The sequence below is a fragment of the Methylocystis sp. L43 genome (assembly GCF_015709525.1).
Lineage (GTDB): Bacteria > Pseudomonadota > Alphaproteobacteria > Rhizobiales > Beijerinckiaceae > Methylocystis.
In genome coordinates this window covers 36,956-58,550 of record NZ_JADNRA010000012.1, presented here as the reverse complement: position 1 = coordinate 58,550, position 21,595 = coordinate 36,956, and the positions used below count along the sequence as shown (strand labels likewise).

Sequence of the window (21,595 nt, the reverse complement as noted above, 5' to 3'; positions counted from 1 at the left end):
CTCGCGCCGCCACTTCTCGATTGCCTCGGGATCGCGTTGATACGCGCGTTGCAGTGGCTTTTGCGGCGTCAGATTGAGTTTGGCGAGCAACTCCCCAACCGCTGTCAAACCAAGCCGAATGCCGAATTTGCGCTCGATCAGGTCAACCACCACCCTTCGGGTCCATAGCCCGAAATCCAGACCATATTGACGGGGATCATTGCCGTTGATCCAGCGAAATACCTGCTGTTCCTGACGCGCAGTGAGACTACGCGGCCGTCCGGGCGCCGGCCGCGACGCAAGCGCACGGACCCCAACCCCTGGTTTCGAGATCGCCGCCAGCCATTTGTAGATCGTCGTGCGGCTGAACCCGTAAGATGCGATGACCGCAGATGGCGCCTCGCCTTCGCGCACGCGCTCGACCGCCATCAACCGGATGGTTTCCAACGTTTGGTGATCGATGGTACGTCCGTCTCGCTTCATGACTCATTGAATCATCGTGCGAGATGATACTCAACGAAAATGTCGCCTTAATTAACGACTGATGAGTAATGCGACGTTCGGGCACGCCGGAATGGATGCGAAAGGATCACTTTGCGGAAATTCTTCAGCAAAGATTCTGAATTATATGTCAGCGGGGTGGGATATTCGGGCGGGATGGGTCCCGCTACAGGTGCACTTCGTCGCCCCGCCCAACCGTCAAATTGAAACGGCAAATTCCTTCAAGGCGGTCGCATGCAATCCATTAGAAGATCATTGTTTAATGTTCTCGCCTGTCTGCAGCTCACCAATTTCTCAGCAGGTCCCGCGGTAGCGCAGCAGCCGGAAATCTCAAAATATGGCGCTTGGGAAATCCAGTGCGCGGCGTCGACATCGAATGTCAAGGCATGCGCTTTGGTCCAAAAGGCGGCCTCGGAGGAACAGCAGAACGTCGGCATAATGGCGGCTGTCAGAAAAGCGCCAGGCATTGCCAACGGAGTGATCCAATTTTTCGCGCCGCCGAAAACTTTCTTGCTGGAGGGCGTGGGAATCAAAGTCGATGAGCATGAATTCGGAAGGCTGCCATTCTTCAGATGCACCGAAATCACCTGTGCGGCCGAAGGCCCAATAACCAATGATCTCATAAACAAGCTGCTCAACGGCAAAACTATGCTGATAACGATCTATGCTAATCCCGGCGAGGGACTTCGCCACATATTCACTCTTGATGGCTTCAAAGACGGCTACAATGCGCTGCGAGAGTGAAAGTCGAAGGCATGTGCGGCCGCTTCACACAGCATCTCTCCTGGGAAGAGCTCCAGCGCATCGCCGACCTAATCGGCCAGCCGCGCTACAACATCGCCCTACGACGCAGATTGAAGTCATCCGGCCAGCGGCTGGCGGCAATGAGCTTGTCCCGATGCGCTGGGGCCTTGTTGCCTCTTTAAGTGGAAGAGTCCGCTCAACGAGCTGCCGGCGACATTAAAACGCCCGCGCCAAGACGGTTGGGGCGAAGACGCTACTGCCGCACGACGAGCACTGAGCACTTTGCGTGGTGTACGATGGCGCCGGCGTTGGAGCCAATGAGAAACCGATCCATTCCTGGCCGGTGGGAGCCTACGACGATGACTTCGGCGCCCCACTCCTCGGCCTCCGCCAGAACCTTTTGATAGACGGGACCGAACAGCACAACGGTCGAGATTCGGCCGGTCGGATGATCGATGCTAGCCGCTAGGGCCGCGATCTCCTTCTCAAGGCCTTGCCGAATATCCTTGTCGAAATTTCCCTTGACGTAGTCGAGGAAGGCGATGGGAATAAGCGTCTGCACATTGACCAGCCTGAGTTCGCTATTGAAAGCCCTGGCGAGCGCCGCTGCTTTATCGATCGCCTGCTTGGTCATCTCCGATTCGGTGAGATCGATCGCGACAAGAATCTTTTTGAACATCATCGCCTCCCTGGCTGACCCTTTAAGGCAGCTAGATGCCGAGTTCTAATACTCCTTCGCGTATCTTGCCGCCGCGTCCATCGCCAGAATAGACTCCCGCAAATTGGGGATTATGATCCTGCTGACATTCCCTTCCGAGGAATGGCTAGTGGGAGGATATTTCAATGAACCGTAGAATTTTCGCACTCGCGCTGGGTCTTGGCGTCGCGGCCTTCGTAGCGCCCCGCGTCGCGCTTGCCGAGGATCATTTGGCCGAGGCGATCAGCCACACCAAGGAAGCGATCGACCACGGCAAACAAGGTCATGCGGATGTGTTGGTGACGCACGCCGAAGCCGCGCTCAAACACGCTGAAGCGGCGGAAAAAGCAAAGAAGAATGAGCACACCAAGGAAGGAATTACGCATCTGAAGGCGTCAATTGCGGAAGGCAAGAAAAAGGACGCCAAGGCCGCGACCGGACACGCCGAAGAGGCGTTGACACATTTGGAAGCGGCGCAGAAGTAGCCAAGCACGCAGAAAACGCCCCGCCGTTACATCCACGGCGGGGCGGCTTTCTTTAGGGCATTTCCTTCGCCCCCTTTGCGTAAACTACGGCGAAGACAGCGGCCGCCGCATCATTTGCTCAGTGTGTCAGCGACAAACCCACTCCCATCCCTCCGCAGGATTCCACTCCCAACAGACGTTATGCACGTGGCCACGTCCCTGAGTATCGCTCCAATCGCGATGCCCGTGTCGCGCGTGGCCGCCAATATGCTGCATTGCGCTATGTCTCTGGTGCTCTTCGCTTTGCGCGGCTGCAGGCAGTGTTGTGGCAACCAGCGTCGCGGCGATTACGAACAAGATTTTGCTCATTCGATTCTCCCTTAAGGCTTCCAAGCCCCCTTAGATTATCTCGATTGGGACTTTGAAGTGTCGTGAATTAAATTAGCGCCTCACGGAAAGTCGACAATTATCAAAACTAACGCGGGCTAACCCCAACAAAAACACCCCGCCGCCACATATGCGGCCGGGGCGTCTGTGTGCGCCCGGCGTCACGGTGCGCCGCGCTCGGCGGTGCGTCTCGCCGGCGCTTGTGCGGATTCTATCACATGCCGCTCCGCACATCTTCCGGCATTAGCCATTCGGCGATCCTTCGCCGCCGCCACGCCGTCGAGAGGCATTGCCCGAACGTCCAGCCGAGTCCGAGCCGCCGGCCGTCTCGGAATCGCTTATGAGCGTCGCGCATGATCGCGGCGCGGTCGTAAGTCACGGCCTCAGCCTTCTCCACAAATCGTCCGACTTGACGGCGCAGCGCTCGGCGCTCTCGACGATGCGCCGAGACATTCGCATGGCCGCGCCTTGACGTTGCTCAGGTCAGTCATCGGCCTGGTCTCCGCACCGTGCCATTGCCGCCTGGCAGGTGCGGCGAATTGAACCAAGAGTCCATATAGTCGCCGTCCAGCTCTCCTTTGTCGCTGTCGTCCTCTTCTTCGTCGCGCGGCCCTGTAGTCCTCTCCCGATCGTCGTCGTAGCCGCGCAACGCCATCTCGGGATGGCCGCTCCCATGACCCGTCCAGCCGAGCGAAGGCTCCGCCTCGTCGCTGCTATCCCAAAGCGACGCCCGCCAGCCATGAGCCTGGTTCATCGCCGTCGTGGCGCCGAGCGTCGGCTCTTCGTCGCCACCCGGCTCGCACCCGTCGTGCTCGTCTTCGCGATCGTCGCTCGCACCCTGAGCCCAGCCCGCTTGATTGAAATAGCCGCCCAGCGCAGTGCCGCCGAGGCCTCCCAGGCTTGGCTCATCGTCGCCCACGTCCTCGCATGGCGCGTCGTCTTCCGGCGGGTTGTCTTCCTCAAGATCGGCGTCGGCGTCGATCTGGTCCAACAGGTTCAAGAACGCCTCCACGGCGTCGGCGAGCGCCTTGCGCATGCCGGGGCGCAATTCGATAAAGAGCGGCGCCGCGGAGGCGTTGTCATTGGCTATGCTCATGACTGCGCTTCCCGCTCTAACACCGCGACGGCGTTGCGGACGGAGTCGCCGATCATGTCGCCGACAAGCATGTCATTGACCACGTCGTCTTCGTCGAGAAAGTCAGCGAGGTGACGGAGCAGCCGTAAGGCGCCCGCGAGCGTCGTCGGTGTGGATTCGAAGACCACCCGCTGCGCTTCGTTCGCATTATCTTGCGCCTTCTGTGCGGCCAACTCCGCATCTAATACCTCGCTCGTCTCGGTATTCTGCGCATATGCCCCGTGGGCTTCTAAAACGGCGCGCGCGTTCCGGTATTCTGGCTCAAGGCCAGCGGCTTCAGCGCGCATTGTGGCGTTGCCTTTGCGGAGGCGCGCAATCGTGTCGCCTATCTCTTCGTCTGTCATTCCCATGCTGCGTTCGCGCATGGTTTCGAGTTGGAGAATGCTGAAGACGCGATTGCCATTAGAGACAACTTCCGGGAGCCTATTGCTCGTGGGCGCGGCGTCCGCGACGGCTTCCCACGCGGCCCGTTCGATGGCGTGCAGGCGGTCGTATTCTGCGAAGGCCGCGAAGATCGGGTCGGCTTCCGCGACGACACCAGCGACAACGGGAAGCCCGGCGACGGGCGCAGCGGCAAGGCCGGCGAGCATGGCCCGCCGCGATGGTGTATGTGCATTCTCAGCCATGATGCGAACTCCTGTTTCGCGTTGTGGTTAGGCCGGGAGGGGGCGAGATCAACACCTCGCCCGGCCGCTTTTTCGGACGGACTGATCAGGCCGCGAATGATCCGGCGAGTCGGCCGGAATGCGTGGTGTAGAGGCGGCATAAAGGCATGCGAGGCGCGGGACGGTCCGCGAAGCAGGAGCGAACGGGAAGTCCGACGTTGCTTTCCTCGCGCAGACGAGACGCCTTGGCCTTCTTCCATTCCGACGCAAGCGCCTTGGCGAACCATTCCCGATAGGAGCCGCCAACGCTCTGAACCCGCCAGCGGGCCATGAAATGCGCGGCTTTCATGATGGCGGAGCGATCATAAGCAGCGGACATCGGCGCTTCTCCTTTGGACAAGCCGAGGTCGTTCGCCGAAACGGTGGTTTCGGCGTTGAATTCCCAACGGATTAGGTATAGGAACCGTTATGTTGGTTATGAACGCTAACCGCACATTTCTAGCTCTGCCAACCAGAAAAATGGGTATGAGAACCAATGTCGCTGATTACAGGCAATCAACTAAGGGCGGCGCGCGCGCTGGCGGAGGTCGACCAAAAATGGCTGGCGGAACAATCCAGTGTTAGCGTCAACACCATCCGCAATATGGAGGCGCGGGGTAGAGAGGCTATTACAAGCGGGGCAGTGACGGTTAGGAAAGTTCAAGCCGCGCTCGAAAAGGCCGGCGTCGAGTTCACGAATGGCGATGAGCCGGGCGTGAAGCTGAAAAAAGGCCCGCGGCTGTGAACCGCGGGCGAGGTCGCTAACACGTGCCGCTCTATCCCACACAGAGCGACAACGGCCAATTAGCTCTCAAGCCCGCCGCGGCAAGCGTGGCAGTCGGCCGATCGAAAAGGCGCGCGGACGGACTTGCAGCCTTCGGCAAATTTGCCGACCCCACAAATTTCGCAAACCCAAGCCGCTGAGATGACGAATGCGAGGCGCTGCACCCGGAGACGAAGAACGGAGAAAATCAGCACACGAGGGTTCGCCAAGTTGGCGAAGGCTCGCCTGCCGACCGCTTCACTTCCGACACTGCCGCGAAGACAGGACAGTCTGAGCGCGCCATACAACGCGACGCCGAGCGTTGTCGTAGAGCCGCCTTGTGCTCCTCATGAATGAACGCCCGAGAAGGCCAACGAGATAGCCACCGATCGTGATCGCGAAATAGACGACGATCACGAAGGCCCAGCGGTCGCTCGCAGAGGCCACCCTGCGGAATATCTCGGTCAGATAAGTGAGATCAATGAAACTGTTCGCGAAGAATCCGCTAGCGATGGCGAGCGCCGGGACTATCCACCAGGGAGCCCTGAAATAGCCGAGGAGCGCCGCGAGCAGAAAGACGATTAAACCGAAAATGTGCGAGAATTCTAGGAAAATCGCTTGGGAAAGCAAGCCGATGAATCGGATCAGCCAAAGCATCTGACGCCTCTCTGCGCAAGCTCAGACCATTGTCTTATCTGAGTTCGACCGCACCAGCCATATCAGTCTACCGGTTCCAAATCTGAACCGGTAGCTCCCACTCTCGCCGACGCGCTCTGGACTGAGGTGACGAAGCGGAAGCCTGGGAATCCTACGGGCGCAAATCAGCACACTAAGAAGGATGACGCGGCAGGAACCGTGGATAATATACACGATTGCTTACAAGAGCGCCCAACGGGCACATCAGTCGCCCGTGTCGTGCCGAGAGAAGGACGTTGATCGCTACGGCCGGATCGTCGCTACCTGCCAGGTCCGCGGCGAGGACATCGAGCTTTGGTTGGTCAGAAGCGGCAACGCCTTCGCGAACCGCCGCTATTCGTCGGACTACATCGGCGCCGAGCAGGAGGCCAAGAACAATCGTCGCGGCATGTGGGCAGGACATACTCAAGCACCTTGGGAATGGCGCAAAGAGCAACGCCATTTGGCTCGATAGCCTGTGCGAAATGCGCAGTAGCCGTCCGGTCAGTGCCCAAGCAACAGCATCATGCCGCCCAATATCTCGGCGACGACAATGGATGCGATCACGGCGTTCGCAATCGGGGCGCGGATCATGCGCGCAATTGTGGGCCGCAGGGATAGAATTTCAATTAGGCGCGTCGTCGCAGACCGACACTCGACGCTTAGTTAAGGCTTACCTTGTCGGGAAAGCTCTTGTGCGAGAGCCGCAGGAAGTAAGCCCAGGCCGCTTCAGCATCGCGCTGCCGCAGCGGCCCTCTGGATCGCGTCCAGGGGCTCCACAATGGGGTTATCGTGTAGGACGCTTTCGGTAAAGTCGAGCGCCAAACCACGCGATATTGCGCAGAACCCGTTGATACTAGTTACATAAAGATATCGTTATGCGTTGATGCGTGCCTGTCTTGTGGTGGCGCTTGGCCTTGTCGAAAGCTTCAAGCGGGGGCATGCTGATATTTGATACAACGGCCACACGGCGAATGCCCGCTTAGCTGGGGCAAGGGCGCACACAGAGGCCGGCTTCGATTCAAGAGTACTGAGCTTCGGGAGGAACTCCATGGAATCGAATGAAACGGCTGCGCTCGAACAGCACCGCGAATTTACCGAAGTCGTAGGCCTGTTCGACTCGCTTGATAAGCTGCAGTCCGCCATTGACTATTTGATGACTCACGGATTCGACAGATCCGAAATCAGCCTGCTCACCGAAGACGCGAAGACGCGCGAAAAGATTGGATCGAAACGCTCGGTCGAAATCGAGGACAGCGATGAAGCTCCTCGCATTTCCTACATCGAAGCCGAGTCGCTTAATGAAGGCAAAGCTGCGCTAATCGGCCTGCTCTTCTATGTTGGCGCCATTGCTGGCGCGATCGCCGTTTGGACCATCTACGGCAGTTTCGCAGAGGCGATCGTTGCGGGCATTGGCGCTGGTATGGCCGCCAGCCTGGTTGGCGTGGGCGTCGGCGCATTCATTCGACGTCGTCAACGCAATTGGGTGCAGGCGCAATTAGCGCGCGGCGGGCTGTTGCTGTGGGCGCGAACCCGGACCGAAGAACATGAACGCGCCGCCATGTCTGCCATGCAGAACAATGGAGGCCACGACGTGCATGTTCATAGGCTGGCGGCATAGGCCTGACGATCCAGACTGATCGCTGCTGACCCTGTTACACCTATGAAACTCAAATTCTCCGGCGGGTGAGGGGTATTTCTATCGACGCTCATGAACACATTAACGCCGACAAAGCTCGTCGAATGCCCTTTTGAAGTCCGCGTCGACGACGTCTTGCACGACCGGTTCTATGATGTCCGCGACGCTGTTGCGGTCGCCAAGCAGGTCAAAGCGACGAAACGAGCGGCAGACGTCGTGGTGATAGACACACGGACCAAGAAATTGGTGATCAAGGTTGATGGCTGAGCGAATTTTCCCGTTGTGCGGCTGCGATGCGTGAAAAAGCCCGGTCGTCGCCGGCCGGGCTATGAGGAACAAAGGATTTGCCGGCCCATGTGGCGCCAGCGCATGGGCCTCAGATAGGCGCCGATGCCGGGGATGCAAGCTGACCGTCCATGAAATTCGCAGTCAGGATTCGCGCTTAAGCCTCGCCTTGCTCACCTCCTAACGCGCGCTATCATCGCGTCGAAATCTGCGCCGGGCCCGCACCCTGGCGCGGCTAGGGCGGCGAGACTGAACTCAGCCGGTCTCGTCGCCCGACCGATTTGCTATTCTTTTTCATCGGCGTTTTTTGCTTCGCCTATAAACTTCTGCAAATCGCCTATGGCTTGCTGCACGATTCCGGCCACAGCAAGCTCCGGAGAGCGCGTAGAGAGAGCTATGGCCAGCTTCGTCTTGCCCATTGCCTCATTTGCGTAGCCTCGCAGTTGGTCCACTGAGCTGCACTGAGTAAGACAATCGAGGGCAACCGACACAGCGTCCTTCACTTGGTCAATTGCGTGCTGGATATTCTGCTGAACTTCAAGGCTTTCGGCCTCAAGCGGCGCTTTCGTCGAATCGGCCAGCGTGTCGATTCCCCGCTTGATCTCTCCGATCGATTGGCCAACGAGATCTTTCGTTGTCTCTGCATTTGACATCAGACTTATCCTCGTAGGGATGCTACAAGTTTTTTGGGGACGACGACCGCTCATCGCAAGCGGCTCGGCGTTGTGACATACACGTCAATTTACGCCTATCTCAGTGAGATGAAGCGCGAGCGCGAACGCAAAAACGCCCCGCCGTTACATCCACGGTCGGGGCGTCTCGGTGGCATAAGTTGCGAACCAGCCTAAAGGCTGGCTGGCCCAACATCACGCGGGCGGTCAGAGCCCATCCCGCCCGGCCGCGCCAGCCGGATTAATCCATCGTAGAGCTTCCCAGCACCGTGAATCGATCGTCTGCCTCCACTCGTCCCACCTCAATCTGCCCTCGAATGAAGTTGTCCTTGTCTTTGAAGGTGATTTTGCAGGCATAAGGATTATCGCCCCGGATGCCCGTCGCCTGATAGATACACATGCTCTTGGCATGTGACGCTCTCAGACTTTGAAGCGGGAAAAAGATCACCGCACCCGCTTTTTTCAAAATTGTCTTACGCGACGCCGGTGAGTCAATTGCCGGTAAACGATTTGTCGTAAGCGTTGCCATTTTGCAACAGAGGGTTAAGCGGCGGTTAATTCGAGCGATGCGCGTGGCCGCTCTCGTGATGATGGCCGTGCGGGAGCAGCTTTTCGCCTTGCGCGGCGTCGGCCGGAACGAAGACGAGCTGCCCATAGCGCACGCCGCGCTCGCCAATGACATGGCTGGCGAAATGCTCGACTTCCGACTTCAGGCCGCGCAGCAATGACACTTCGAGACAGGTCGCCTCGTCCATATGAATATGCAGCGTCGCGATCGACATGTCGGCATGGCTGTGATGATCGGTCATCAGCCGTTTCGACAATTGCCGCGTCTCGTGGTCATAGACATAGACCAGCGCAGCGACGCAGGAACGCGCGCTGTCGTCGACCTCCAGCTTTTTCATGAGGCCCGCGCGCACGAGATCGCGCACGGCTTCCGAACGGTTCTGATGCCCGCCCGCCTCCATATATTGGTCGAGCGCGCTCATCAGTTCGTCGTCGATCGTCACGGTTACGCGCTGCAATTCAATGCTCCGGCTGGCCGCGCTTCAGTCGGAGCGACTAACAGCGCAGAGCGTTACTTAATAACGCTGATGCGCACAAGTAACCAGTAGGCGCCTAAACCGGCGATCATCGCCGAACACGCATTGACAAGACGCGGACTACGTCTCCCTTGGTGAAGGTCTTGTCGACGACTATGAGCAAGGGCAGCACAACAAGCACGATGCCGATCTGTCCAACTTCGACGCCGATATCGAAGCTTGCCTACGCGGGAACGATCGCGCGCCGTGGCGCTCGAAGTTCAATAAGGCCACGCGCGAAGCCAAACCGCGGATGAAGCGTAAGCGTGGTCAGAAGCGGCGGGATCCGTTGGAGAGATTTGGTTATGGCGTCGCGGTCCCGCCCCAGAGGTCCTTGACCTGTTCAAAGTGTACGGCGGGATCATATCCAAAACCGTCGAGATCAAGCGACGCCGTGGACAGACGTCCGATCGCCGCGAGCACCGCGTATGAGGCGACGACGCGGTCGCGCTGAGCGAAGACGAGCGCGATGCGGGCGTAGAGCAGCTCTTGCTGCGCGATAAGAATTTCGAGCGTCGTCCGCTGACCGGCCTTGGCTTCTTCTCTTATGCCGTAAAGCGCGCGCTCGGCTGCGGCGATTTGCGTTTGCGCGGCTGAAATCTGAGTTTTCGCCGCTTGCAGCGCGCCCCAATAGGCGCGCACCAGCGAGAGAATTTCGGCGCGCGCGACGTCGGCGTCGAACCGTCGCTGCCCGGCGGTCTCCTTCGCCTGCCGCACCCGGGAGGACGTCAGCCCGCCCTCGTAGATCGGCACGTTGAGATGTCCGAGGACTTTTGCGCCGACGTTGCGGTTGCCGATGCCGGAAATATCAGTTTGCGTAAAAATGTCGCCGACGATCGACAGTTTGGGCATGAAGTCGGCTTCGAGCGCCTTGATGTCGAGATCGGCGACGTCGGCGTCGTGAAGGGCGGCGAGGATGAACGGATGTTCGTTTTGCGCGATGCGTTCCGCTTCTTCGCGCGACTTCGGCAGCAATCGGTCGATCGGCGCGCCCGGCGCGAGCTTCGTCGGCTCGACGCCGACCGTCTTGCGATAGACGCCGATGCTGGCGTCGAGCGTGGCGCGCGCGGCGCCGGCGAGAGACTTGCCGCCCGCGAGCCGCGCCTCGACCTGCGCGACATCCGTCAAGGTGATCTGTCCGTACTGATAGCGCTCCCGCGTCTGGCGCAATTGCTCCTTCAGGACCGCGACATTGCTTTCCTGAAGTTTGAGCGCCGCCGTGTCGCGCAAGACATTCATATAGGCGGTGACGGCGTCGAATAATATGCGCTGCTCGGTCAGGCGCAGCCGCTCGCGTCCGGCGAAGACCCCGGATTCCGCCGCGCGCGTTTCGTTCTGCGCTTTGAACCCGTCGAATATCGGCTGCTCGAACGTTAGATGGGCGGAGCGGGGAACGCTGCCGCCGTTCTGGATGTTTTTCGTGATGGCGGTATCGGTCGGGTCATTGATATTGACGTCGCGCTGCTTTGTGACGAGGCGATTGCGCTGCACGCCGAGATAGCCGTCGCCCGTCACGCGCGGCCTCATGCCGGCCTGCGCTTGCGGCACTCCTTCGTCGATCGCGCGAAGCTCGGCTCTGCTGGCGTTGAGCTGCGGATTGGCGTCATAGGCCCGCCGCATTGCGCCCATCAGCGTTTCAGCGCGCGCCGTCTGCGCGGCGACGGCGCCCACCGCGCATGCCGCGATGGCGAGCGCGCGCGCGCGATTCACGCGCCGACATCCTGCTTCGGCGCGCCCGAAACGGAACGCGCGCGATTTCCGTTTTCGCCGAAGTAGGAATAGAGCGCCGGCAGCACGATGAGCGTCAGCAGCGTGGCGCTGATGAGGCCGCCGATGACCACTGTCGCGATCGGCCGTTGCACTTCCGCGCCGGTACTGGTCGCGAGCGCCATGGGCAGGAAGCCGAGCGACGCGACGAGCGCCGTCATGATGACGGGACGCAGACGCGTCACCGCGCCTTCGAAGATCGCTTGACGCTCGGGCACGCCGCTCATGATGAGCTGATGTATATAGGTGCGCATGACGAGGCCGTTGAGCACGGCGACGCCCGACAAGGCGATGAAGCCGACCGCTGCGGAAATAGACATCGGCATGCCGCGCAACCACAGCGCGGCTACGCCACCGGAAAGCGCAAGAGGGACGGCGGTGGAAACGAGCAGCGCATCGCGCGCGGCGCCGAGGGCGGAATAGAGCAGCAGGAAAATCAGGAAGAAACAAACAGGCACGACGATCATCAGGCGTGCCCGCGCGGCTACAAGATTTTCGAACTGGCCGCCCCAGACGATCCAATAGCCCGGCGGAAGCGCGACCTTGGCGTCGATCTTCGCTCGGGCGTCCACGACTACGGAGGCGATGTCGCGGCCGCGCACATTGGCGCTAACCACGACACGACGTTTGCCATTTTCTCGTGAAACTTGGTTCTGCCCATCGACGATCGAGAAACTCGCAACCTGCTTCAACTGGACGGTCGCGACATTGCCGTTGCCGTCCGGCGGCAACGATACCGGAATGGTCTCCAGCGCCTGTTCATCCTCGCGCACGTTGTCACGCAACCGTACGATGATCGGAAAGCGCCGGTCACCCTCGAAAATGACGCCCGCCTGTTGGCCGCCGATCGCCGCCCCTATAACATCCTGAACCGAGACAAGGTTGAGGCCGTAACGGGCGATCGCCGCCTTGTCGACCTTTATGTCGAGGAGCGGCAGGCCAACGACTTGCTCGACCTTCACGTCCTCCGCGCCTGGCGTCGCGCGCAATATCGCGGCGATGTGATTGGCGGCCTTCAGCATGGCGTCGAAATCTTCGCCGAAGACCTTCACGGCGATGTCGCCGCGCACGCCCGCCAGCAATTCGTTAAAGCGCAGCTGGATGGGCTGCGAAAATTCGTAGAGGTTGCCCGGCAGCTGATCGACCAGTTGCTGAATCCGATTGACGAGCTCATCCTTCGGCAAGCTCGAATCAGGCCATTCCTCGTGCGGTTTGAGCATAATGAAGGTGTCGGTGGAATTGGGCGGCATCGGATCGGTCGCCACCTCCGCCGTGCCGGTTTTGGAAAACACATAGGCCACTTCCGGTAACGCGCGAAGGGCGTTTTCGATCTGCAGCTGCATCGCCTGCGACTGCGTGAGAGAAGTGCTTGGAATGCGGTTCGCCTGCATGGCGATGTTCTTCTCGTCGAGAGTCGGGATGAACTCCTGTCCGAGATTCATGTAAAGAACGATCGCGAAGCCCAAGGCGCCGAGCCCGATCGCCATCACTTTCAAGGGCGCCGCCATCGCCCAGGTCAGCAGCGGCCGGTAGACGCGCTTCAGCGCCAGAATGATGGCGTTCTCCGATTCCTCCACATGGCCGGAGACGAAGAGCGCGATCATCGCCGGAAAAAAGGTGAGGGAGAGCAGAAATTCCGAGACGAGCGCGATGATAACGGTCATCGCCATCGGATGAAACATCTTGCCCTCGACACCGGAGAAACTGAGAATCGGTAAATAGACGAGGATGATGATCGCTTGGCCGTAGACTGTCGGCCGCCGCATCTCGACGGCGGAATCGATCACCGTATCAAGCCTTTCGTCGACCATCAGTTGCCGCCCTAGCGAATGTTGGCGCTCTGCAAGGCGGCGCAAGCTGTTTTCCGCCACAATGATCGCGCCGTCGGCGATGAGGCCGAAGTCGAGCGCGCCAAGGCTCATTAGATTGGCGCTGATTTTTCCGACATACATGCCGATCGCCAGACAGAGCATTGTCAACGGGATGACCGTCGCGGTGACCAGCGCCGCGCGGAAGTTACTCAACATCACGAAGAGCACGAGGATAACAAGCGCTGCGCCTTCCGCGAGGTTTTTGGCGACGGTCTTGATCGTGGCGTCGACGAGCAGCGTGCGGTTGAGCACCGTGCGCGCTTCGATCCCCGGCGGCAGCGATTTGGCGATTTCCTTCATCTTATTGTCGACCGCGATCGACACGCTGCGACTGTTGCCGCCGATAAGCATCAGCGCTGTGCCGATGACGACCTCATTGCCGTTCATGCTGGCGCTGCCCATGCGCAATTCGCGCCCCACGGCGACGTTGGCGAGTTCGCCCACACGTACCGGCACGGCGTTTCGTGTCGTCGCGATGACATTTTGGATGTCATCGATCGTCGTGAGACGCCCGCCGCTCCTGACGACAATTCCGTCGCCGTTGCGCTCTACATAGCCGGCGCCGCGGCTCACATTATTGCGCTCGATGACGGTGGCGAGATCGCCGAAGGAAAGGCCCAGCGCCATGAGCTTCGCGGGATCGGGCTGCACATGGTACTGCTTCACATAGCCGCCAAGCGAATCGATGCCCGCGACACCCGGCACTGTGCGCAATTGCGGCCTGATGATCCAATCCTGGACCGTGCGCAGATAGGACGTCTTCTCCAAGTCCGTTTTGAGCAGCGCGCCCTCTGGCGTGAGGTACGAGCCGTCGCGCTGCCAGCCCGGCTTGCCGTCCTGCGGCGCGCCAGGATTCTCCTTGTAGCGCACCGTCCACATGTAGATTTCGGAAAGGCCGGTTGAGATCGGCCCCATCCGCGCCTCAACGTGCGGCGGAAAATCTTCGCGCGCCTGCGTCAGCCGCTCATTGACCTGCTGGCGCGCGAAATAGATGTCGACATGATCGGCAAAAACCGCCGTCACTTGCGCGAAGCCGTTGCGCGACAGCGAGCGGGTGTAATCAAGGCCAGGAATGCCCGCAAGCGCGTTCTCGATCGGATAGGTGACTTGCTTCTCCATCTCGAGAGGGGAGAGCGCCGGCGCGCGGGCGTTGATCTGCACCTGGACGTTGGTGATGTCGGGTACGGCGTCGATCGGCAGAAGCGTCAGCGACCATGCGCCAAACGCTCCCACGAGCGCAACCAGCAGAACGACCAGCCAGCGCTGATGGACGGAAAAGGCGATGATCCGCTTCATCATGGGATGGCGCCCTTATTCCTCTTCAATTCCGCTCTTGCCCGACTCGGCTTTCAGAACGAAAGTATTGGAGACGGCGATCGTCTCGCCCGGCGTTAAACCTGTCGTGACCTCCATCGACTCATCGTCGGACGCGCCGATCTTGATCTGGCGTTTGACGAATCCCTCCGCCGTGCGCACGAAGACAGTTGGCTCGTTGTCGATCATCTGCATCGCCACACGCGGAATCATCGCTTTTACCCGCGTCTGCTCCAATGCTATTTCGGCGTTGAGCAGCACGCCCGGCCGCAACGCGAAATCCGGATTGTCGAATCGGGCGATCACAAGGCCCGAGCGTGTTTCCGGGGTGATAGTGGCGCTGACGACAGCCACCTTCCCCGCGAAGGCACGCCCATCCGGTGTCGTTATCTGAACAGCTTGTCCCTCGCGCACATTGGCGAGATCGGCGATTGGCGCGGAAAGATCCGCCTGTACGACCGATAGATCGGCGAGGACATAAAGCTCCTTGGCCTGTCCCTCGCCGCCCACTGGCTGGCCGAGGCTGACCATGCGCTCGATAACTCGGCCGGCGAGCGGCGCTCTGATCTCCTTGCGGCGCAGGCTGGAGATCGGCTGACTCGACAGTGCGGCGATCTCCTGTTCGGAGAGATCGAGGGCGGCGAGCTTCTGGCGTGCGAGATCGAGGCGCAGCTTGGCTTCGGCGAATGCCGTCTTGGCCTTGAGGAACAGTTGTTCGGCAGTGATCTTCTTTTCGAACAGACCCTTCTCGCGCAGGAAAAGCTGGTTCTGTAAATCATACTGGACGGAGGCGGCGAGATAGTCGCTCTTGGCCTCGGCGACCTCTCGACTGTCGATGATGGCGATCACCTCGTTCAGAGCGACTTGGCCGCCCAGCTTTTTGCGCAACTCGGCGATTGTCCCGGCGACTTTGGCGGCGACCCGCCCGACGCGGTCAGGATCGGGTGTGACGGCGGCGGGAACGACGATGCGTTTCCTGAGCGTTCCGGGACCCACCGCGGCCATCTCGATCTTGGCCGCTTCGATCTGCCCGGGGGTCAGTTTGACGAGACCCTCGGCGGTCTTTTGCTCAACCTGCTCCTCAGCCGCTTGCCGCTCGCTTGTGAAGCGCGAGAACAGGGATCGCAGAGGCGCTGAAATCTGCGGGAACCGCCACGCCGCCAAGGCGCTCGCGGCGATCACGACAATGACGACAGGGAGAAGCCTACGGGAGAGGCGCGACGCTTCGTTTCCGGCCGCCCTGTCGGCTCGCGGTTCGGGCTGTGGCGTAGCGCGATCGCCGTTGTTTTCGTTTCTCATGCGCTGGCCTGAACCTGGTCCACGCCGGAAAGGTGATAAAATGGCTTTGCAGTGGTTGGACTTCTCATCGGAAGGTGCGCGCCTGATGACATCGAAGCTCGATCGAGATGACCGATCCTAACGGCCGGCGGCTGTCAATTTCCTAGCGGAGTTTGTTAGCGATTTGACAGCATTGCTCACGGATATTGCGCTTATGCGGAAACTGCTCTTACAACCCTGTGTCGGCGTCACGCTCGCGCTTTGGCTGGGCCTGAACGCCAGCGCGGCGTTCGGGGACAACGTCGGGAAGAGCCGCAATGACCACGACACCGCGCTCAGGGCGTTCGAGCACGGGGAGGTCCTCCCGCTCGAATCTGTGCTCTCCGAGGTCCGTAAGGCGGTTCGCGGCGAAGTGGTCGGCATTGCGCTGGAGCAAGAGCGCGGGAACTGGGTTTATCAAATCAAGGTCATCGCGCCAGGTAGCTCGATGGTCGAAATGCATGTCGACGCACGAACGGCCAGGATTTTCGAGATCAAAGGCAAATAATGCGCGTTCTGCTTGTCGAAGACGATGATCGGATCGCCCGCAATGTAAAGGCTGCGCTCACCGACGCAGGCTACATCGTCGACCACGAGTGTGACGGCGAGGAAGCTTGGTTCAAGGGCGACACCGAGGATTACGCGGCTGTCATTCTCGATCTCGGCTTACCCCGTATGGACGGGCTCTCGATCTTGAAGAAATGGCGAGCCAACGGTCGCGCGATGCCCATCCTCATCCTCACCTCGCGAGACACCTGGCTCGAGCGGGTCGAAGGCATCAACTCCGGCGCCGATGACTATTTGCCGAAGCCTTTCAAAATGGAGGAACTGCTGGCGCGTCTTCGAGCGATTGTGCGCCGATCGACAGGCCTGTCCACGCCGATTATCACCATCGGACCCTTGAGCCTCGATACTCGCCAAATGAGGGTGACGCGGGACGGCGTCGCCATTAATTTGACGCCGCAGGAATATCGGCTGCTCGGTTACCTGATGCACCACGCGGGCCGCGTGGTGCCCCATTCTGAATTGCTCGACCAGCTCTTTTCCCACGATTACGAAAAGGACAGCAACGCGGTCGAAGTGCTGATTGGGCGCGTGCGCAAGAAAATCGGCCTCGACTGTATCGAAACGCGCCGCGGTTTCGGTTACGTCATCGGCAGAGACGGATGAACGCCAAATCCCTTCGTTTGCGGCTCTCTATCGCAGCGGCCATATCTTTGACCATCGCCCTCGTGGTTGCGGGAGCAGCGCTCGTCCTGCTCTTCGAGCGCCAGGTTGTCCGCCGGATCGGGATCGAACTCGACACCTACATCCGACAGCTTGCCGCGAACGTCTCCGTCAATCCCGACGGATCGCTTCAACTCAATCGACCGCTGGCGGATCCACGCTTCGATCAACCCTTGAGCGGCCTTTATTGGCAGATCGTCGATGACACTACCCGCGTGAAGCTGCGGTCGCGATCGTTGTGGGACCATGTCATCGATCTCGCCGATCATCCCTTGGAGCCCGGCGTCGTGCACCATCACGACGTGACCGGACCGAGCGGCGAGACTCTATTCACGAGCGAGCGTCGGATAATCTACACCGTCGGCGATGGAACGCGGCGGTTGCGGATCACGGCAGGGCTCGATCGCAAGGAGATCGTCGAAGCTCGAAGCGAGTTCGCCGGCGACGTCGCTCTGTCCCTTGCAATACTGGCTGTGGCTCTACTGTTTGCGTCCTGGGGGCAGATTGCGATCGGGCTCAGGCCACTCGAAGGCCTCCGTCGGAGCGTCAACGCCGTGCGCGCCGGCGAACAAAAGACCGTCGCGGTCGACGAACCGGAAGAGATCATGCCGCTCGTCGCCGAGGTCAACTCGCTGCTCGACGCAAAAGCAAAGGCCATCGAAAGCGCAAAGGCGCGCGCCGCCAATCTGGCGCATGGTCTCAAGACGCCGCTCACAGTTTTAGCGACAGACGCAGAACGGTTGCGGCAAAAAGGCGAGACAGAGATCGCCGACGAACTGCAAGACTTGGCGTTCGGGATGCGTCGCCTCATCAACCATGAGCTTTCCAAGGCCCGCCTGCAATCTGCCCCACGCATAACCACGGAAGGAATTGTAATCCGGGATGTCATCGAGGGTTTGATCAGGACGCTCTCGCGCAGCCCCAAGGGATCGAGAGTCTCTTGGCGCAACGAGGTCTCAACTGAGACAATCGCTAACATTTCCTCAGAGGATGCGACCGAGCTGTTTGGCGTTCTCCTGGAGAACGCCATCAAATGGGCGGAAACAGAAGTGCGCATCGCTGCACAAGGCGAAACGGGCTTGCGTATTGTCATCGAAGACGATGGTCCCGGAGTTTCGGCGGACAAGATCGCCAAACTCGGCCAGCGCGGGGTCAGGCTCGATGAGACAACCGAAGGTTCGGGGCTCGGTCTCTCGATCGCCGCTGATATCGTCGAAGCCTATGGAGGCCGCATGAGTTTTGGAACTCGCGCTCCGCATGGCTTTCAAGTGACGGTCACTCTATCCGGAAACACAGGAGAATCCCGGAACGCCCCGAAGCATTGAGGCGACAGTCAGCGCCACCGTCGCGATTTTCTCGCGAGCAGTCCTTTCCTGAGCCGTCATTTTCGGACAACGCCCAAAGAAATGCGGTTGTTTTTCGCCCGCCCTTCTTCGGTAGCGTTGGTTGCGACAGGCTGGCTTCCGCCATAGCCCTTCGCCTGAAGTCGCGAAGCGCCGACGCCCACTTGGCTCAGTTCGCGCCGGACGAACATGGCGCGCGCATGTGACAGTCTGCGTTTCACGCCCACATTGCCGAGATTATCGGTGTGGCCGCCGATGATCGCTTTTACCTTCGGATAGGCGACGAGTATTTTGGCGACGTTCCGCAGCTGCTCTTTCGAAGAGGGCAGCGGTTTTGTCTTGCCCTTCTCGAACTTCAGGCGATCGAGATCGAACCAGACGATCTTTGTGGGCTTCGCTTTATGCTCGATGAATTCAAGCAGTCTGGCTTCGACGCCGGACTTCGGAATCTTCAGCTCCAGACCATTCGGTAGATTTTTTATGACGTAGTCGTCAAGAGTCGCCGCCCGACGTTCCGTCGTCTCCTTCTGTGGGGCGGGAACGACAGACGGCGCCGGCGCAACTTGTTGCGGCGGCGCTGGTTCGATTTTAGCTGATGGCCTTGGCTCCGGTGTAAGGAAATCCGGCGCGTAACTGACGAGGATCGCGCCGATCGAGATCGCCGCCAAAGCCACTGACACGGTCCAGGCAGCGCTTTTTCGACTTTGAACGATCGGATAGGGCCGCTCGGCGACCGTTTTTGCTTTTGTCTTCACATCGCGCGGCCGCAGGAGGCGCAGCGCGTTTGTGACCACCACGAGTGAGGCACCGGCGTCGGCGGCGATCGCGCCCCATAAGGTGGCGAAGCCGGCAAAGGTGAGCGCCATGAAGATCGCCTTGACCCCGAGCGCGAACACGATGTTCTGCCGGATGATCGCGAGCGTTCGTTTGGAGTGGCGCACCAGCCAAGGCAATTTCGAAATGTCGTCGGTCATCAGCGCGACATCGGCCGTTTCGATCGCGGCGTCAGAGCCGATTGCGCCCATGGCGATTCCCAGGTTTGCGCGAGCCAAGGCCGGCGCGTCGTTCACGCCATCGCCCACCATGGCGACCGCGCCGTAACGAGCGACGAGCTCTTCGACTTTCGCGACCTTGTCCTCGGGCGACAGTTCGGCGTACACCTCGTCCATGCCAACCGCGCGCGCGATAGCTTCGGCGGTGATCCGATTGTCGCCCGTCAGCATGACCATGTGCGCAATCCCGACGGCGCGCAGCTGTTGCACAATATCGCGCGCTTCGGGCCGTATCGTGTCGGCGACGGCGATGAGGCCGCAGACATGCCGAGGGTTGCCGACGACGATGACCGTCTTGCCATCCGCCTCCAATGCTTGTGCCTGTTCCGCGGACTGAGCGGTGTTCTGGCCGCGCTCGACGACGTAGCGATGAGAGCCGAGCCAGAATTGTTCGCCGTTGAAGGTTCCGGTAAGCCCCTTTCCTTTGAGAACTTGCACATCCGTAGCTGGCGCCGGGGCGATTCCCTGCGCTTCGGCATGGCGCAGAATGGCGCGCGCGAGGGGGTGTGTGGACCTCGCTTCGAGCGCCGCGGCGCGCGCCAGGAGTTCGGCCTCCGTGTGAGCGCCGAATGGCAGGACGCGCACAACCTCTGGTTCGCCGCGCGTGACGGTGCCCGTCTTGTCCATGGCGATTGCTTTGAGACGGCCCGGAAGTTCGATATAAGCGCCGCCCTTGACCAGCACGCCTTCACGGGCGGCGGACGCCAGCGCCGCGACGATCGAGACAGGTGTCGAAATGACCAGCGCGCAGGGACAGGCGATCACCAGGAGCACGAGCGCGCGATAGAACCAGTCATGCCATGCTCCGCCGAGCGCCAGCGGCGGTCCCAGGAAAACGAGGATGGCGAGACCCATTACGGCAGGCGTATAGACGCGCGCGAAACGCTCCACCCATTGCTCCGAAGGTGCGCGCCCCGCATGCGCTTCTTCCACGAGGCGAATGATGCGGGCGAGCATCGTGTTCTCGGCCGTCTTGACGGCCTCCACAGTCAGCGCGCCATCGCCGTTGACTGTGCCCGCGAAGACCTCGGCGCCGGGCGCCTTTTCGACCGGGACGCTCTCGCCGGTGATCGGCGCCTGGTTGACGGAGCTGCTGCCTGCCATAACGACTCCGTCCAGCGCGATGCGCTCGCCGGCGCGAACGATGTAGCGCTCGCCGGGTTTGACTTCCGCCGCCGCAACGTCCGCCTCCGATCCGTCTGCGCGGATAAGCCTGACGGTCGGCGGCGCGAGATCGAGAAGGGCGGCGATTGCGCGGCGCGCTCGCGCCACGCTCCAACTTTCCAGCGTCAGCGAGAGTGCGAAGAGGAAAGTTACGGTTGCGGCCTCGAACCACTGGCCGATCGCGATGGCGCCAGCGACGGCGACCACCATCAGGAGGTTCATGTCGGCCCGCAGCCCGCGCACCGCGGACCAAGCCTTGACGATGACGAAGCGGATGCCGAAGGCGACCGCGAGAGCGTAGGCGACCGCCTCTGGCGGCGGAGTCGCCTCTCCTTCGTGACCTGCGAGAAGCCGCAGGCCTTCGCCGAGACCGCCGGCGAGCCAGACATGAATGGCGAATCCCGCTGCCACTGACAGACCACTGAGGCTCGTGAACAAAACTTGCTGTCGACGCCGCCGATCGCTGGCTTCGGACGACTCCTTCTCCTCGCGACGCCACTCGACGGCAGTCATGCCGGTACGGCGGACGGCGTCGATAATTTCGTCTGCCGAGACGGACGGGGCGCTGTCGAGCACCGTCATGCGGCCGCTCAAGACGTCGAAGGCGAGATTGTCCTCGCCGCCGACGAGCGGGCCGACCTCGCCGCGCAAGACCGCCACTTCCTCGGCGCAATCCAGGCCTTGGACTTCGAAGCTGTAGCGCCCGCCGCCTCTAGCGGACGGCCGCTTGCCTGTCAGCGCCGTCAGCGTCGCTCGGTGGTTAGAGGCATTCTCTTGATTCATAATCCTCCCCCGCGAAACTGTTCTTGGATCGGCGCTTCTTGCCGAATGGCTACAACTACTGTCGCAGTTTTCCTGGTCAATTTTCTTGCAA

At 60.5% G+C, this 21,595-nt stretch carries 21 protein-coding genes; 9 read left to right on the top strand and 12 right to left on the bottom strand.

The window, feature by feature from the left end; translation table 11 throughout:
• A partial coding sequence (locus tag IYX23_RS01300) for a winged helix-turn-helix domain-containing protein (RefSeq protein WP_196398815.1) occupies positions 1–462 on the bottom strand: 462 nt, incomplete at its 3' end.
• A gap of 252 nt (positions 463–714) precedes the next feature.
• Between IYX23_RS01300 and IYX23_RS01295 the strand changes: the two genes are divergently transcribed.
• A complete protein-coding gene (locus IYX23_RS01295) occupies positions 715–1,224 on the top strand; it encodes an invasion associated locus B family protein (protein WP_154453904.1) in 510 nt (169 codons plus the stop codon).
• Between the two features lie 253 nt (positions 1,225–1,477).
• Here IYX23_RS01295 and IYX23_RS01290 read toward each other — a convergent pair whose 3' ends face one another.
• Positions 1,478–1,903 carry a universal stress protein gene (locus IYX23_RS01290; RefSeq protein ID WP_154453999.1) on the bottom strand — a complete coding sequence of 142 codons (426 nt, stop codon included), beginning with the start codon at positions 1,901–1,903 and terminating at the stop codon, positions 1,478–1,480.
• A gap of 164 nt (positions 1,904–2,067) precedes the next feature.
• Here IYX23_RS01290 and smbP point away from each other — a divergent pair, with 164 nt between their 5' ends.
• On the top strand, positions 2,068–2,406 hold the full coding sequence (gene smbP / locus IYX23_RS01285) for a small metal-binding protein SmbP (protein ID WP_154453903.1): 339 nt from the start codon (positions 2,068–2,070) through the stop codon (positions 2,404–2,406).
• Positions 2,407–3,259: 853 nt separating this feature from the next.
• On the opposite strand, the gene IYX23_RS01280 is transcribed toward smbP, so the two are convergent.
• The 3 genes from IYX23_RS01280 to IYX23_RS01270 all read right to left on the bottom strand — a co-directional run bounded on the left by IYX23_RS01280 (position 3,260) and on the right by IYX23_RS01270 (position 4,891).
• Positions 3,260–3,868 (bottom strand): hypothetical protein, encoded by a 609-nt coding sequence (locus IYX23_RS01280; protein WP_154453902.1) that lies wholly within the window; start codon positions 3,866–3,868, stop codon positions 3,260–3,262.
• Entirely contained in the window at positions 3,865–4,533 is a 669-nt protein-coding gene (locus tag IYX23_RS01275; RefSeq protein ID WP_154453901.1) for a hypothetical protein, read from the bottom strand. Before IYX23_RS01275 ends, IYX23_RS01280 begins: the two co-directional genes overlap by 4 nt.
• 85 nt (positions 4,534–4,618) lie before the next feature.
• A complete protein-coding gene (locus tag IYX23_RS01270; protein WP_154453900.1) occupies positions 4,619–4,891 on the bottom strand; it encodes a hypothetical protein in 273 nt (90 codons plus the stop codon).
• Positions 4,892–5,047: 156 nt separating this feature from the next.
• Here IYX23_RS01270 and IYX23_RS01265 point away from each other — a divergent pair, with 156 nt between their 5' ends.
• Positions 5,048–5,296, top strand: a complete 249-nt coding sequence (locus IYX23_RS01265) for a helix-turn-helix domain-containing protein (RefSeq protein ID WP_154453899.1) — start codon at positions 5,048–5,050, stop codon at positions 5,294–5,296.
• A gap of 276 nt (positions 5,297–5,572) precedes the next feature.
• Here the strand turns inward: IYX23_RS01265 and IYX23_RS01260 are convergent, their stop codons facing one another.
• On the bottom strand, positions 5,573–5,971 hold the full coding sequence (locus IYX23_RS01260) for a hypothetical protein (RefSeq protein WP_246695832.1): 399 nt from the start codon (positions 5,969–5,971) through the stop codon (positions 5,573–5,575).
• A 181-nt stretch (positions 5,972–6,152) separates the two neighbouring features.
• Here IYX23_RS01260 and IYX23_RS01255 point away from each other — a divergent pair, with 181 nt between their 5' ends.
• The 3 genes from IYX23_RS01255 (at position 6,153) to IYX23_RS01245 (ending at position 7,895) form a co-directional block, all read left to right on the top strand.
• On the top strand, positions 6,153–6,464 hold the full coding sequence (locus IYX23_RS01255) for a thermonuclease family protein (protein WP_246695831.1): 312 nt from the start codon (positions 6,153–6,155) through the stop codon (positions 6,462–6,464).
• A 576-nt stretch (positions 6,465–7,040) separates the two neighbouring features.
• Positions 7,041–7,610: a hypothetical protein gene (locus IYX23_RS01250; protein WP_154453898.1), complete on the top strand. Its 570-nt coding sequence runs from the start codon at positions 7,041–7,043 to the stop codon at positions 7,608–7,610.
• Positions 7,611–7,700: 90 nt separating this feature from the next.
• Positions 7,701–7,895 carry a hypothetical protein gene (locus IYX23_RS01245; protein WP_154453897.1) on the top strand — a complete coding sequence of 65 codons (195 nt, stop codon included), beginning with the start codon at positions 7,701–7,703 and terminating at the stop codon, positions 7,893–7,895.
• 302 nt (positions 7,896–8,197) lie between these two features.
• On the opposite strand, the gene IYX23_RS01240 is transcribed toward IYX23_RS01245, so the two are convergent.
• The 5 genes from IYX23_RS01240 to IYX23_RS01220 all read right to left on the bottom strand — a co-directional run bounded on the left by IYX23_RS01240 (position 8,198) and on the right by IYX23_RS01220 (position 15,917).
• Entirely contained in the window at positions 8,198–8,566 is a 369-nt protein-coding gene (locus IYX23_RS01240) for a CsbD family protein (RefSeq protein ID WP_154453896.1), read from the bottom strand.
• Between the two features lie 572 nt (positions 8,567–9,138).
• Positions 9,139–9,609 (bottom strand): nickel-responsive transcriptional regulator NikR, encoded by a 471-nt coding sequence (gene nikR / locus IYX23_RS01235; RefSeq protein ID WP_154453895.1) that lies wholly within the window; start codon positions 9,607–9,609, stop codon positions 9,139–9,141.
• 360 nt (positions 9,610–9,969) lie between these two features.
• Positions 9,970–11,376: a TolC family outer membrane protein gene (locus IYX23_RS01230; RefSeq protein WP_246695830.1), complete on the bottom strand. Its 1,407-nt coding sequence runs from the start codon at positions 11,374–11,376 to the stop codon at positions 9,970–9,972.
• Entirely contained in the window at positions 11,373–14,603 is a 3,231-nt protein-coding gene (locus IYX23_RS01225) for a CusA/CzcA family heavy metal efflux RND transporter (protein WP_154453894.1), read from the bottom strand. Before IYX23_RS01225 ends, IYX23_RS01230 begins: the two co-directional genes overlap by 4 nt.
• 12 nt (positions 14,604–14,615) lie before the next feature.
• Entirely contained in the window at positions 14,616–15,917 is a 1,302-nt protein-coding gene (locus IYX23_RS01220; protein ID WP_154453893.1) for an efflux RND transporter periplasmic adaptor subunit, read from the bottom strand.
• A 193-nt stretch (positions 15,918–16,110) separates the two neighbouring features.
• On the opposite strand from IYX23_RS01220, the gene IYX23_RS01215 reads away from it, so the two are divergent.
• Genes IYX23_RS01215 through IYX23_RS01205 form a run of 3 tightly spaced genes read left to right on the top strand, consistent with a single transcriptional unit; the run spans position 16,111 to position 18,487 of the window.
• Positions 16,111–16,443: a PepSY domain-containing protein gene (locus IYX23_RS01215; protein WP_154453892.1), complete on the top strand. Its 333-nt coding sequence runs from the start codon at positions 16,111–16,113 to the stop codon at positions 16,441–16,443.
• Positions 16,443–17,105 carry a response regulator transcription factor gene (locus IYX23_RS01210; RefSeq protein ID WP_154453891.1) on the top strand — a complete coding sequence of 221 codons (663 nt, stop codon included), beginning with the start codon at positions 16,443–16,445 and terminating at the stop codon, positions 17,103–17,105. The genes IYX23_RS01215 and IYX23_RS01210 overlap by 1 nt, the downstream gene beginning before the upstream one ends.
• Positions 17,102–18,487, top strand: coding sequence for an ATP-binding protein (locus IYX23_RS01205; RefSeq protein ID WP_154453890.1), 1,386 nt, complete (start codon positions 17,102–17,104; stop codon positions 18,485–18,487). Before IYX23_RS01210 ends, IYX23_RS01205 begins: the two co-directional genes overlap by 4 nt.
• Before the next feature lie 56 nt (positions 18,488–18,543).
• On the opposite strand, the gene IYX23_RS01200 is transcribed toward IYX23_RS01205, so the two are convergent.
• Positions 18,544–21,504 (bottom strand): heavy metal translocating P-type ATPase, encoded by a 2,961-nt coding sequence (locus IYX23_RS01200; protein ID WP_196391689.1) that lies wholly within the window; start codon positions 21,502–21,504, stop codon positions 18,544–18,546.
• Positions 21,505–21,595: the final 91 nt, after the last annotated feature.